Origin of the sequence: Actinokineospora xionganensis (assembly GCF_014323725.1) — a bacterium.
GTDB classification, from domain to species: domain Bacteria; phylum Actinomycetota; class Actinomycetes; order Mycobacteriales; family Pseudonocardiaceae; genus Actinokineospora; species Actinokineospora xionganensis.
In genome coordinates this window covers 156,698-169,606 of the sequence record NZ_JABVED010000004.1, presented here as the reverse complement: position 1 = coordinate 169,606, position 12,909 = coordinate 156,698, and the positions used below count along the sequence as shown (strand labels likewise).

General features: G+C 69.9%; 12 protein-coding genes. 8 read left to right on the top strand and 4 right to left on the bottom strand.

The window, feature by feature from the left end; translation table 11 throughout:
* Positions 1 to 7 precede the first annotated feature (7 nt).
* On the top strand, positions 8 to 982 hold the full coding sequence (locus GPZ80_RS09490; RefSeq protein ID WP_187219923.1) for a sigma-70 family RNA polymerase sigma factor: 975 nt from the start codon (positions 8 to 10) through the stop codon (positions 980 to 982).
* A 225-nt stretch (positions 983 to 1,207) separates the two neighbouring features.
* On the opposite strand, the gene GPZ80_RS09485 is transcribed toward GPZ80_RS09490, so the two are convergent.
* On the bottom strand, positions 1,208 to 1,807 hold the full coding sequence (locus GPZ80_RS09485) for a TetR/AcrR family transcriptional regulator (protein ID WP_187219922.1): 600 nt from the start codon (positions 1,805 to 1,807) through the stop codon (positions 1,208 to 1,210).
* 157 nt (positions 1,808 to 1,964) lie between these two features.
* Here GPZ80_RS09485 and GPZ80_RS09480 point away from each other — a divergent pair, with 157 nt between their 5' ends.
* The gene (locus tag GPZ80_RS09480) at positions 1,965 to 3,074 is read left to right on the top strand and encodes a serine hydrolase domain-containing protein (RefSeq protein WP_187219921.1); all 1,110 of its coding nucleotides are present in this window, start codon (positions 1,965 to 1,967) and stop codon (positions 3,072 to 3,074) included.
* A gap of 134 nt (positions 3,075 to 3,208) precedes the next feature.
* A complete protein-coding gene (locus GPZ80_RS09475; protein ID WP_187219920.1) occupies positions 3,209 to 4,165 on the top strand; it encodes a helix-turn-helix transcriptional regulator in 957 nt (318 codons plus the stop codon).
* A 44-nt stretch (positions 4,166 to 4,209) separates the two neighbouring features.
* Here the strand turns inward: GPZ80_RS09475 and GPZ80_RS09470 are convergent, their stop codons facing one another.
* Positions 4,210 to 4,989, bottom strand: coding sequence for a chymotrypsin family serine protease (locus GPZ80_RS09470; RefSeq protein WP_187219919.1), 780 nt, complete (start codon positions 4,987 to 4,989; stop codon positions 4,210 to 4,212).
* Positions 4,990 to 5,194: 205 nt separating this feature from the next.
* On the opposite strand from GPZ80_RS09470, the gene GPZ80_RS09465 reads away from it, so the two are divergent.
* Positions 5,195 to 6,322: a serine hydrolase domain-containing protein gene (locus GPZ80_RS09465; protein WP_187219918.1), complete on the top strand. Its 1,128-nt coding sequence runs from the start codon at positions 5,195 to 5,197 to the stop codon at positions 6,320 to 6,322.
* Positions 6,323 to 6,400: 78 nt separating this feature from the next.
* On the opposite strand, the gene GPZ80_RS09460 is transcribed toward GPZ80_RS09465, so the two are convergent.
* The gene (locus GPZ80_RS09460; protein ID WP_187219917.1) at positions 6,401 to 6,718 is read right to left on the bottom strand and encodes a hypothetical protein; all 318 of its coding nucleotides are present in this window, start codon (positions 6,716 to 6,718) and stop codon (positions 6,401 to 6,403) included.
* Between the two features lie 66 nt (positions 6,719 to 6,784).
* On the opposite strand from GPZ80_RS09460, the gene GPZ80_RS09455 reads away from it, so the two are divergent.
* The 4 genes from GPZ80_RS09455 (at position 6,785) to GPZ80_RS09440 (ending at position 12,470) form a co-directional block, all read left to right on the top strand.
* Complete coding sequence (locus GPZ80_RS09455) at positions 6,785 to 7,246, top strand: SRPBCC family protein (RefSeq protein ID WP_187219916.1); 462 nt, start codon at positions 6,785 to 6,787, stop codon at positions 7,244 to 7,246.
* A 162-nt stretch (positions 7,247 to 7,408) separates the two neighbouring features.
* The gene (locus GPZ80_RS09450; RefSeq protein ID WP_187219915.1) at positions 7,409 to 10,585 is read left to right on the top strand and encodes a glycosyl hydrolase family 95 catalytic domain-containing protein; all 3,177 of its coding nucleotides are present in this window, start codon (positions 7,409 to 7,411) and stop codon (positions 10,583 to 10,585) included.
* 2 nt (positions 10,586 to 10,587) lie between these two features.
* Positions 10,588 to 11,625, top strand: a complete 1,038-nt coding sequence (locus tag GPZ80_RS09445; RefSeq protein WP_187219914.1) for a sugar ABC transporter substrate-binding protein — start codon at positions 10,588 to 10,590, stop codon at positions 11,623 to 11,625.
* A complete protein-coding gene (locus GPZ80_RS09440; protein WP_187219913.1) occupies positions 11,625 to 12,470 on the top strand; it encodes an alpha/beta hydrolase in 846 nt (281 codons plus the stop codon). The genes GPZ80_RS09445 and GPZ80_RS09440 overlap by 1 nt, the downstream gene beginning before the upstream one ends.
* On the opposite strand, the gene GPZ80_RS09435 is transcribed toward GPZ80_RS09440, so the two are convergent.
* Complete coding sequence (locus GPZ80_RS09435; protein ID WP_187219912.1) at positions 12,467 to 12,808, bottom strand: MmcQ/YjbR family DNA-binding protein; 342 nt, start codon at positions 12,806 to 12,808, stop codon at positions 12,467 to 12,469. The two genes, GPZ80_RS09440 and GPZ80_RS09435, sit on opposite strands and share 4 nt — an antisense overlap.
* Positions 12,809 to 12,909: the final 101 nt, after the last annotated feature.

Genomic DNA, 12,909 nt, shown 5'->3' with positions numbered 1-12,909 from the left:
GCAGTTGGTGTCATCGACAACCCAGGAGCGGGCGGGCGAGGATTTCGCCAGGCTCACCGACCCGTTCCGAACGGAGCTGCTCGCGCACTGCTACCGGATGCTCGGCTCGATCCATGAGGCCGAGGACCTGGTCCAGGAGACGTACCTGCTGGCCTGGCGTGCCTACGGCGACTTCGAGGGCCGGTCGTCCCTGCGCACCTGGCTGTACAAGATCGCGACGCGGGCCTGCCTGAAGGCTTTGGAGCGCGGAACCCGCCGCCCACTGCCCTCGGGCCTGGCAGGCCCAAGCGACGACCCGACCGGTCCCGTGGACCCGCGGCGGCCGGAAACACGGTGGTTGCAACCTTTCCCCGACACCATGCTCGCCCCCGACCCGGCCGCCACGGTCGAGTCCCGCCACACCACCCGCCTGGCCTTCGCCGCCGCCCTGCAACACCTCCCACCCCGCCAACGCGCCGTGCTGCTGCTGCGGGACGTGCTGGCCTGGCGGGCGGCGGAAGTCGCCCAACTCCTCAACACCACCACAGCTTCGGTGAACAGCTCCCTGCAACGCGCCCGAACCCAGCTGGCGGCGGCAGACCCGGTGGAGGACACCGTCGTGGAGCCCACCGACCCCCACCAGAAAGCCTTGGTGCACGACTACGCCAAGGCCTTCGAGGACGCCGACATCCCCACCATCATGCGACTGCTGAGCGAAGACGCCGTCTTCGAAATGCCCCCCATCCCCACCTGGTACGCAGGCCGCGACAACGTGGGCGGCTTCCTGTCCACCCGCCTACGCACCTGCGGAGCCATGCGGCTGTTCCCCACGATCGCCAACGGCCAACCCGCCTACGCCGTCTACATGCGACAGGACGATGGTGAATACCACGCCCACGCGATCCTGGTGCTTACGTTGGCAGGGAGGAAAATCGACCGAATCACCATGTTCCACGAACCCGCCTTGTTCCGCGCGTTCGACATGCCGGATCGCGCACCATAGGCCCTCGTCGGAGCCGCCGGCCGACTACGGCGTGCCCCGCGCGTGGTGGCCGTGGCTCGGCGCGGGCCTGGTGACCGGCTGTTCGTGCCGGTCATCGGGCTCATGGCCGCCATCTGCCTGATCCCCTGCTTCACCGGCGCCGTCGTCACCGTGGCCCGGCTCGCTGGTACTCACACCTCGCGTTCCCGCTGGTCTACCTGGTGCCCGTCGTCGTCTCCCTCGCGCTCAGGGGGGTGACGGGACGAGATGGACGATGGCCTGCGCCAACGCGTCCAGCGGTGCCGGGCTGGGATCGGCCAGGTACTCCGAGGCGATCCCGTTCACCAGGGCGATGAGCGTCATGGCGAGTACGTCGGGCGGCAGCGGCAACTCGGCGCCCGACTGCCTGGCGTACTCCCGGAGCCAGTCGGCCACCGCCGCCCGCAGGATCTTGCGTGAGCCGAGGAGTCGCTCCCGCAGCTCATCGTCGCGGGCGGCGTAGAGCAGGGTCTCCAGGGCCAGCCGGTGTCCGGTCGTGTCGGCCTTGACCTGCGACGCCAGGTATGACGCCACCAGTGCGGGCAGGCCAGCCCCCGCCCCCAGGGTCAGCGCCAGGCCCTTCCCGGTCATCCCCTCGACCCGGTCGGCGATCACCGCGGCGACGAGGTCGTCCTTGCCCGCGAAGTTGGAGTACACCGCGCCGCGGGTGAATCCCGCCGCTGCCGCGACATCCTCCAACCGGGTCGCGTGGATCCCGCGTTCAGCGAACTGCTCGGCCGCGGCGGCCAGGATGCGGCGACGGACCTCGAGGCGCCGGACGCGGGGAGTGGGGGCGGTCGACTTCACCCGGGCACGCTACCGCCGCCCAGCCGACCATGGCGCATCTGGGACAGATTCCCATGTAGGCCAACGAAACCACCCCACACGACTGTCACCCCAAGCCATGATTCGCAGGACTGGCCGGACATTCCGGCCGGATGACGAAAGGTGCGGCGAAACCCCCATGGCAATCAAGAGACTGGTCGGCGGACTGCTCGCGGCGGTGGTGGCCGTGACCGTGTCCGGCGCGGCGACCGCGTCGGCGGCGCAGGGCGACGCCCAGGCCCAGGTGCAGGTCAAGGTCGACAAGGTGGTGACCTACTACCGGGCGATGGGCGCGTCGGTGTTCCGGTCGGGCGACAAGACCTGGGCGGCCCAGGCGGGCAAGGTCTCCGCCTTCGAGAACCGGCCGATCGCGGACGACGACCACTACCGCATTGCCAGCGTGACCAAGTCGTTCGTCTCGACGGTCGTGCTCCAGTTGGTCGCCGAGGGCAAGCTGGCGCTCGACGAGCCGATCGAGCAGCACCTGCCCGGTCTGGTCGCGGGCAACGGCCACGACGGCACGAAGATCACCGTCCGGCACCTGCTGCAGCACACCAGCGGCATCCGCGACTACCTGGGCACGATGTTCGTCAACCCGCTCAACCTGTGGGCCACCCACGACCCGGCCGCGCTGGCCCGCAACGGACTGGCCAAGGGCTCGAACGGCGCTCCTGGCGCGACCTTCCTCTACTCCAACACCAACTACATCATCCTCGGCCTGCTGATCGAGAAGAGCACCGGAAACTCGGTGTCCCAGGAGATCCGGAACCGGATCACCGTGCCGCACGGCCTCACCGAGACCGAGTTGCCCGCCGCGGAGAAGCACCGGCTGCCCGAGCCGTTCTCCTTCGGCTACACCCACCTGCTGCCCACCCTGAAGATCGACACCACGCACTACAGCCCGACCCTCGGCTGGGCGGCGGGATCGATGGTCTCGACCAGCCGCGACATGGCCAAGTTCGCCGCGCTGCTCGCCGAGGGCAAGCTGCTTCCGCCCGCGCAGTTGGCCGAGATGCGCACGACGTTCACCGACGACCCCTGGAGCTACGGACTCGGCCTGGTCGTCGCCAAGCTGTCCTGCGGCGTCACCGCCTACGGGCACAACGGCGTGATGCCGGGCTTCGTCACCGCCGCCTTCGCCACCGCGGACGGCAAGCAGGTGGTGACGGTCAGCAACGCCAACATCGGTCCGGCCCAGCCCCACATGGTGCCGCTCGGCGAAGCGATCGACCTCGCGCTCTGCGGCTGATCAGTGCCCTGCGGCGGCGGTTCCCACGGGGGCCGCCGCCGCTGCAGTGAGTGTCACATTTGATTCCATGGAATTGACCATGGCGCCCCGCCAACTCGATACTCGCGAGTATCGAATCGGCCTGGGGGGTGGGCATGGGTGACGTGCTGGACGCCGAGACGCACCATGGGCGGGTGTACCGGGCCCTCGTGGGCCAACCGCGGACGCGGGTGCCGGGCATCGTCGAGCGGACGGGGCTCTCCGCGGAGGTCGTGGAGACCACACTGCGCGACCTGCTCGACGACGGGGCGGTCTCCGAGCTCGGGGGAGCGTGGGAGGCGCACTCGCCCGCGGAGGTGACCGAGGAGTTGCTGCGCCGCGACGCCGAGCGCCAGGCCGGGCTCCGGCGCAACGGGCTCGAGCTGGAGCAACTGTTCCGCTTCGTCCGCAGGGAAAGCGGCCACTACGGCGCGCTGGAGGTCATCGACGACACCGCGCGCATCTCGTGGACGGCGCAGCAGATGCAACGTGCCGCCAAGGAGCAGTTCCGGGTGGTCGACCGGCCGCCGTACTTCGCGCCCGACGAGTACTACGTCAACCAGGAAGTGATGCAGCGCGAACGGATGGACGCGGGGGTGGTCTACCGGACCATCTACTTCGACTCCGCCTTCGACGACCCGCTGATCGGGCCCAACATGGCGCGGATGATGGCGGCGGGGGAGCAGGCGCGCACGCTCGAGGATCCGCCGATCAAGCTGCTGCTGGCCGACTACGACTCCGCGGTGCTCACCCTGGAGGCGGAGGGCGCGCATGGCGTGGTGTCGCTGTTCGTCCGGCCGTCCGGTCTGCTCGACGTGCTGTCCGGGGTGTTCGAGACCCTGTGGAAGCTCTCGGTTCCGGTGTCGGCCTCACGCATCGAGGGTTTCGTCGACGACCGGGACCGGCAGATCATCTCGCTGATGGCCAGCGGGGCGACCGACGACGCGATCGCCCGCAGGCTGAACCTGTCGCGGCGCACGGTGGTGCGGCGCACCGCTGCCCTGTTCGACCGCCTTGGCGCCACGACGAGGTTCCAGGCGGGGGTGCAGGCTTCCCGCCGCGGTTGGCTTTGACGGCACGGAAAGGGGGTCGGGCGACGTCGCCCGACCCCGATTTCCTAGGCCGCGACCCGGAATCCCGCGCCGACACCGCCGTTGGCGTCCATGTCGGCGATGATGCTCAGGATCGGGCTGCTGTGCTGCAGGCCCCACGCGTTGCCCACCAGCGTCTGGCCCACCACGACGGGCGCGCCCGAGTCGCCCGCCCAGGTCCAGACCGTGTGGGCGAACCAGATCCCGCTGGTGCCGAGGTTGAAGCCGCAGGTGAGCCCGGTCGTCTGGCCCTGCTTGCACATCCGGACACCGACCCCCGGGACGGCGCCGACCGAGGTGATCGTCACCCCACCGACGGTGGTCGTGGGCGCGACCTTGGTTTCGTCCAGGTCGATCACCGCGTAGTCCAGGCCGTCGGGTCCGTCCGACAGCAGGTTGTTCGGGGTGCTGACGTGGGTGACGGTGCCGACGACGCCGGTGTCGGTGTCGGGCGTGATCACTTTGGCCGCGTTGAACGCGGTGCCCGCGGGCGCGATGTTCTTGTAGATCGGCTCGCCGACCAGTTTGGTGCCGTCGGCCCGGATGAAGCAGTGGGCGTTGGTCAGACCGACCAGGTTCCCGGTCCGGTCGTACCCGACCGCCGTGAGAGTGCAACCGGCCGCGGTCGCCTGCGTCACGTCACCCGGCAGTCCTTGGTCGAAAGCGATCCCGCTTCCGCCGCCGAGGGTGACGGTGGTGGCCGCGGCCGAGGTCGGAGCCGCGACACCCAGCAGGCTCGCGGTGAGGCCGACGACGGCGAGCCCCAGCGCCGCGCGCCTGGGTTTGGATCGGATTCCCCGAGACATCTGTGGATTCCCCCTGATTGTGGGATATGGCCTGGACAATGGCGAACCTACATTTCCGGCGTTCCACGAAGGCCGTCCTCGCGCGACCTGTGTGAGCAATGGCGCAGGTGGGCCACGGCATTCGGCCATGGTCGCCCCGATCCGGCCGAGAGAATCGGCTGGCAGCCGAAGGGAGTCGGCTCCCACTTTCGAGGAGAGGAAACGCATGCGCACGAAAATCAGGGGGACCAGCTGGGTGTTGGCGGGGGTGATCGTCGCCGCGTCGGTCGGCATCGCGCCCGCGGCGTCCGCGGCGGAGCCGCACGCGGCCACGCAGGCCGCCATCGACACCCTCAGGACCACCAACGTCTCGCCCGGGGCGGGCGTCGTGGTCCGCGACGGCGACACCCAGTGGGACCTGTCCAGCGGGACCCGGGCGCTGGGCCAGAATCTCCCGTTCGGCCCGGACCACAAGGTCCGCGCGGGCAGTCTGACCAAGTCGTTCACGTCCGCGATCACGCTGCAGCTCGTCGCCGAGGGAAAGCTCGACCTCGACGGCAGCGTGGAGACCTACCTTCCCGGTGTGGTCAAGGGAAACGGCTATGACGGAACCAAGATCACCGTGCGCCAGCTGCTGAACCACACCAGCGGGATCGCCGACTACGTCCTCCCCTTCACCCTCAACCCCTTCGTCCACCTGTTCACCCACACGAAGGCGGAGATGGTGGGCTGGGGCCTGTCGGTCGCGCCGTACTTCGCCCCGGGGACCTCACACCAGTACTCCGGTACCAACTTCCTGCTCGCCGGCATGATCATCGAGAAGGTCACCGGGCGGACCTACGAGCAGGAGCTTCGGTCGAGGATCATCACCCCGCTCGGCCTGACCAACACCTACATCCCCACCCCCGGCGACAAGGCACTGCCGCCGGGCCACGTCCGCGGCTACGTCGGCCGAGTGGTGTACGCCGACTTCACCCAGGTCGTCGAGCCCAGCGTCGGCCAGTCCAGCGGCGGCATCGTGACCAGCGGGGCCGACGCGACGAAGTTCTTCCAGGCCCTGATCACCGGCAAGGTCGTCCCCGCCCCGCAGCTCGCGGAGATGCTCAAGGTGACGGGTATGCCCGGCCCGGGCGTGGACTACGGACTCGGCCTGATCCGCTACTCGCTCCCCTGCGATAGCGTGGCCTACGGCCACCCGGGCCTCTGGCCCGGCTACCAGTCCGTCGCGGCCGCGACCACTGACGGACGGTCGGCCTTCGTGGTGATGAACGTCCTGCCCGCTGTCGACGCGATCAGCGGCGCGGGAGTCGACCGCACCGTCGCCCTGGGCGCCGCCCTCTGCGACCGGGGCTGACAGCCTGATGAGCCCGCGCACGCCTTCCTCGCGTGCGCGGGCTTGTCGTGCCGCGCTTTCAAGCGCACGTGCCCGCTGTCAGTGCAACTGCAGCGGCAAGGCGATCTGGTGTGCCGAGTCGACGGGAGCGGCGCCGGCGCGGGCCGTCGGCGAGGCCAGGCAGTTCGAGCAGGTGACGGTTTCCGCCACCGCGTGCAACTCGCCGACGCCCGTGCCCGACCAGCCCTGACCGCACGCGGGCGCGGGCAGCGTCAGGCTCGCCAGCCACGGCGCCCACCGGACCGCGTGCACGATGGGGGAGCGGCGCACCCGCAGGTTGCGTCCCTCGAACCGGGCCCGCTCGCCCTCCGCTACGCGGGCCAGCATCTCCAGCGGTGTGTCGGTGGGAGCGCTCATGCCGGTAAGCATGCCCGAGGCCACCGACCAAGACCACGCCGTCGGCCCGCTATGCGAAAGTGGGTCATGACCGATGAGCGATTCGAGGTACAACGACAGATCGCCGCGCCACCGGCGAAGGTGTTCGCCTTGCTGTGCGACCCGCGCGGGCACGTGGCGATCGACAGTTCCGGGATGCTCCAGTCCGCCGAGGGTGACCCGGTGCGGCAGGTGGGCGACGAGTTCGTCGTGCACATGGACCGCGAGGCGCTCAACGACTACCCGATGGGCAAATACCAGGTCACCGTGATCATCACCCGGTTCGAGCCGGACGCCGCCATCGAGTGGACCATCTCGGGGCAGATCCAGCCCCCGATCAGGCACCTGTACGGCTACCGGCTCGAGCCCAGCGAGATCGGGACCCTGGTGACCTCGTACTACGACTGGAGCGAGATCGAGGAGCGGTACCGGGACAAGAACATCTTCCCGGTCATCCCCGAGGCCGCGCTGCGGGCCACCCTCGGCATCCTCGCGCGCAACATGGAGTAAACCAGCCGCTACGCCCAGATACATCGGATCTATGTCTTGTGTCACACGCCACCTTGCGGCATTGTGTGCCGAGATTCAGCTCACGTTCAACCTGTGTGACTGATTCATCCGATGACCGATCGGTTTCAACTGGTCGGTACCGCCGTTGGTGGAGGGCGTTCGATGCGCGCACGCAGCTCACTGAGGTCACTCCTGTCCGCTGTCGCCGCGGGAGTGCTGATCTCGACCGGCATCGCCGTGGTCTCGCCCAGCTCGGCCGCACAGGAGTCGGCGGCGAGCGCCGACACCCTGTGGTACGACGAGCCCGCGGGCGACTGGGAGAGCCGGGCGCTGCCGATCGGCAACGGCGCGCTGGGCGCGATGGTCTTCGGCGGCGTGGCCTCCGAGCAGCTGCAGTTCAACGAGAAGTCGCTGTGGACCGGCGGCCCCGGTTCCACGCAGGGCTACGACTTCGGCAACTGGACCGCGCCGCGCCCCGGCGCCATCGACGAGGTCGTGTCCGCGATCGACCGCGACGGCAAGGCCGATCCGACCTGGGTCGCGGGGAAGCTGGGGCAGCCCAAGCGCGGGTTCGGCGCCTACCAGACCTTCGGCGACATGCGGATCGACACCGCGACGTCGGCCTACAGCGGATACCGGCGCGAGCTGGACCTCGCCGCGGGCATCGCCAAGGTCGGCTACGTCGCGAACGGCGTGACACACAGCCGCGAGTACTTCGCCAGCCATCCGGGGAACGCGGTCGTCGGCCGCCTGGGCGCGAGCGAGCCGGGCAAGGTCTCGTTCACCCTGCGCTACACCTCGCCGCGCGCCGACTTCGCGGCGACCGCGGCGGGCGGCAGGCTCAAGATCCGGGGCAAACTCGCCGACAACGGCATGCTCTTCGAGGCGCAGGTCCAGGTGCGGGCCGACGGTGGCACGGTCACCAACGGGAACGGGCAGGTGACGGTGTCCGGCGCGAACAGTGCCACACTCGTCCTCTCGGCGGGCACGAACTACGCCGACACGTACCCGACCTACCGCGGCCCGGACCCGACCGCCGCGGTGACCGCCGCCGTCGACACCGCCTCCGCCAAGGCTTACGCCGACCTGCGCGCCGCCCATGTCGCAGACCACAATGGACTCTTCAGCCGGGTCAAGCTGAACATCGGCCAGGTCATGCCGAACAAGCCCACCGACGACCTGCGCTCGGCCTACACCGGCGGCGTCTCGGCCGACGACCGGGCGCTGGAGGCGCTGTTCTACCAGTACGGCCGCTATCTGCTCATCGCCTCCTCGCGGGCGGGTTCCCTCCCGGCCAACCTGCAGGGCGTCTGGAACAACTCGACGTCCCCGCCGTGGAGCTCCGACTACCACACCAACATCAACCTGCAGATGAACTACTGGCTCGCGGGCCAGGCCAACCTCGCCGAGACCGCCGAACCCTTCACCCGGTTCGTGGAGACGCTGATGGCGCCAGGGCAGAAGACCGCGGCCGAGATGTTCGGCACCGCGGGTTGGGTCGTGCACAACGAGACGAACCCGTTCGGCTTCACCGGTGTGCACGACTGGGCGACCGCGTTCTGGTTCCCCGAGGCCAATGGCTGGCTCGCCTCGCAGGTCTACGACCTCTACACGTTCAACCAGGACACCGCCTTGCTGCGCGACCGCGCCTACCCGCTGCTCAAGGGCGCCACCGAGTTCTGGCTCGCGAACCTGCGCACCGACCCGCGAGACGGCAAGCTGGTCGTCTCGCCCAGCTACTCCCCGGAACACGGCGACTTCACCGCGGGCGACGCCATGGCCCAGCAGATCGTCTGGGGCCTGTTCACCGACACGCTCGCCGCCGCCACCAAGCTCGGCGTCGACAGCACTTTGCGCACTCGGCTGCAGACCGCGCTGGGCAAGCTCGACCCGGGCCTCAAGGTCGGCTCGTGGGGCCAGTTGCAGGAGTGGAAGGCCGACCTGGACAGCCGGACCGACACCCACCGGCACGTCTCGCACCTCTACGCGCTGCACCCCGGCCACCAGATCGCGCCTGCCACAGCGTTCGCCGACGCCGCCAAGGTGTCGTTGACCGCGCGCGGCGACGGCGGCACCGGCTGGAGCAAGGCCTGGAAGATCAATTTCTGGGCGCGGCTGCTCGACGGAGACCACGCGCACAAGATGCTCGCCGAGCAGCTCAAGGGCAGCACTCTGGCGAACCTGTTCGACACGCACCCGCCGTTCCAGATCGACGGCAACTTCGGCGCGACCGCCGGTGTCACGGAAATGCTGCTGCAGAGCCAGACCGGCGACATCCACGTGCTGCCCGCGAAGCCCGCGGCGTGGGGGAGTGGGTCCGTCAGCGGCCTCAAAGCCCGCGGTGACGTGACAGTCGACGCCGCGTGGGCGTCCACCGGATCCACCGAGTTCACCCTGACCCCGGCGAACGCGGGCACACTCAACGTCCGCAACCCGATGTTCTCCGGCGGCTACACCCTCACCGACCTGACCACCGGCCAAGCCGTGACCCCGACCAGGACGGGGGACCGGATCACGTTCACCGCGGTCGCGGGCCACCGGTACCGGGCGACCGGCACGATGCCGCCGGTGACCCCGCCGCCCGCAGTGGTCAACGGCAACCCGATCCGCAACCCGCAGTCCGGTCGCTGCGCCGAACTCGCGGGCGGCAGTTCGACCGCGGGAACCGCCGTGCAGCTCGGGGACTGCGCGGGCGCCACCCACCAGGACTGGATCTACAACGAGACGACCGGTGCGATCACCGGCAAGGACGGCAGCTGCCTGGACGCCAGTGGTGGCAGCTCGGCGGATGGCACGAAGCTCATCGGCTGGACCTGTTCCGGCTCGGCCAACCAGAAGTGGACACTCACCGCGGGTGGCGCCATCACCGGGATCGGCGGCAAGTGCGTGGAGGCCGCGGGCGGCGCCACGGCCGCGGGCACCGCGTTGCGGTTGTGGACCTGCAACGGGTCCGCCGCGCAGAAGTGGGCGGTCGCCCTGGTGAACCCGGTGTCCGGCCGCTGCATGACCGGCGGCCCGACCAACGGGACCGCGGTGCGGATCGCGGACTGCGACCGGAGCGCGGCCCAGCGGTGGATCCTCAACGGCCCGGCGGGTTCGGTCACCGGGGACGCCGGCCGCTGCCTGGACGCGAGCGGCGGCGGGTCGGCGGACGGCACCGCCGTGATCATGTGGACGTGCTCGGGGTCGGCCAACCAGAAGTGGACACTCACCGCGGGCGGCGCCATCACCGGGATCGGCGGGAAATGCGTGGAGGCCGCGGCCGGCGCCACGGCCGCGGGCACCGCCCTGCGGTTGTGGACCTGCAACGGCTCCGCGGCCCAGAAGTGGATTCTCTGACCATGTCGCGAGCGAGCAACGGCCGAAGACTCGTGGCGGCGGCAATGGTGTTGACCCTGGTGTCGGCCTGCGGTTCGCCGCCTCCCGTCACCGAGTCCTCGCGGTCCAAGGAGGTGAAGGTGGCACTGGTGCCAGGTGGCCCGCATCCCTATTTCGCCCTGTGGCGGGTCGGTGGCGCCCAGGCCAAGGAGCGGTTCGCCGTCGGCGAGGTGACCTTTGACGAGTCGAGCGACTGGGACCAGGCCAAGCAGAACCGGACCCTGAACTCGTTGAGCGCGCAGGGCTACACCGCCTTCGGCGTGTTCGCCGTGTCTCAAGTGGACACCAACGCGATGTTCTCGCGGCTCAAGCGGGACGGCATGGTGGTCGCGTCGCTGGGGTCCTGCCCGGGGGAGACGACGAACAAGGCCGACTTCTGCCTCGCCACCGATGTGGAGATCGCGGCGTACAAGGCCGCCAAGGCCGCGATCGGCGCCATCGGTGGCCGGGGCACGCTGGTGCACCTGACCGGGAACTCGGTCGACACGAACACCTTGCGTCGGATGGCGGGGGTCCGGCACGCGGTGGACGAGACCGCGGGCGCCGTGACGCTGTTGGCGACGGTGACCGATCTCGACCAGGACCAGGCCACGGCGGACAAGGCGGTCCTCGACCTGGTCGCGACCAAGGGCGCGTCGATCAACGCCATCGTGACGACCGGATACATCCCCGCCATCGCGACTGTCCGTGGTGTGCGGTCCTCCGGCCTGCCGATCAAGATCGTGGGTATCGACGACGATCCGCTGATCCTCGACGGCATCCGCGACGGCACCGTGGCCGCGACGGTGGTGCAGAACCCGGTCGGACAGGCCTACGTGGGCACTTGGGCGCTGACCCAGCTGTCCATCGGTGAGTGCAAGAACAACCGGCGTGGCGCCGTCGTGGACTCGGGGTCGTTCGTCGTCACCGCGGCCAACGCGGGCACCTACGACCAGGAGCGCACGGCGAAGACAGAGCAGCTGATCGACGAGTTCCGGGCCGACGTGCTGGCGTGCGCGTGATGGGGGATCGGGTGGATGTCGGCCGGGTGTCGCGGCGCGGTTTCCTCGTGGGAGCGTCGGGCCTGCTCGCCGCCGGATGTCGGCGCGAGCCGGTCGAACCGCTCCCACAACCGCCGCGGGCGGCCACCTCCGCGGCAGCCCCAGTCGGACCGGTGACGGTGTTCCGCGCCCTGTCGTACGCGCGCGGCCGTGATGTCCGGGTGGTCATGTACCGCCCGGAGGATGTCGACCGCGTTGGTCTGCCGGTCTGCCTGGCGTTCCACGGAAACGGCGAGGACGCCGACGTGTTCGGCCGCCTCGGTGTCGTCGAGGCGCTGACCCAGCTGTCCCGCTCGGGGGAGATGCCGTTCGCTGTCGCCGCGGTCGACGGCGGCGGTTCGAGCTGGACGCCGACCGGCGCCGACGACCCAGGTCGAATGCTCAGCGAAGAGGTCCCGGGCTGGCTGTCCCGGCACGGGTTGGCGAGCACTCCGTTCGGGGCGCTGGGCATCGGCGAGGGCGCCTATGGAGCGCTCGCGTATGCCTCGAACCCCGGTCTTGCCGCCGTGGCCGTGCTCGACCCGACCCTGTTCACCACCTGGTCCGAAGCACGCACGCGCGGCGGCATGGCGACGGAGGAGACCTGGCGCGCCGCCGATCCGCTTCGCCGCGCGAGCAGGCTGGTGCGGCTGCCCCTGGGGGTGTGGTCGCCGAGCGAGGACCCGGGGATCCGACGGGTGGCCGACGAACTGAAGGCCAGGACGGTCACGGTCGGCGAGGGTGGGCCCGCCTACCGGGGACGGGCGTTGCCGGAGGTGCTCAGGTTCCTCGGAGACCACGGCGAACGGGTCGGCGACGGGTACTAGGGGAGCGGGTTCTCGTCGACGAGGAGCTCGGGGGCGGAGAGCCGCCACGCCTCGAAGAGGAGCTCGGACAGCTCGTCGGCGTCGATCTTCGTCAAGTACACCACGACCCAGCCGAACCCGCCCGCGGTGAACTGCACCTCGAAGACGTCCGGCCGCTCGGCGACCAGCGCGAGCTGCTCGGACAGCGTCTGCTTCAACCCGACGGTCTTGGTCCGCGGCCAGTGGTACCCGAACCGCTTGCCCCGCACGCTGAACGACGTGTAGTCCCGCGCCTCGGCCCGCTCGACCTCGGCGAGCTTGTCCATCATCCGCGCGAACTGATCACTCGACACACCCATACCGGTCATTCTCACGTATGGCACCGACGTTCCAACGCCCCAGCCGCGCCGGACCCGCAGGCCCCGCGGCTTCCAGGGGCGGGCAGCGCGGTCTGGACCTA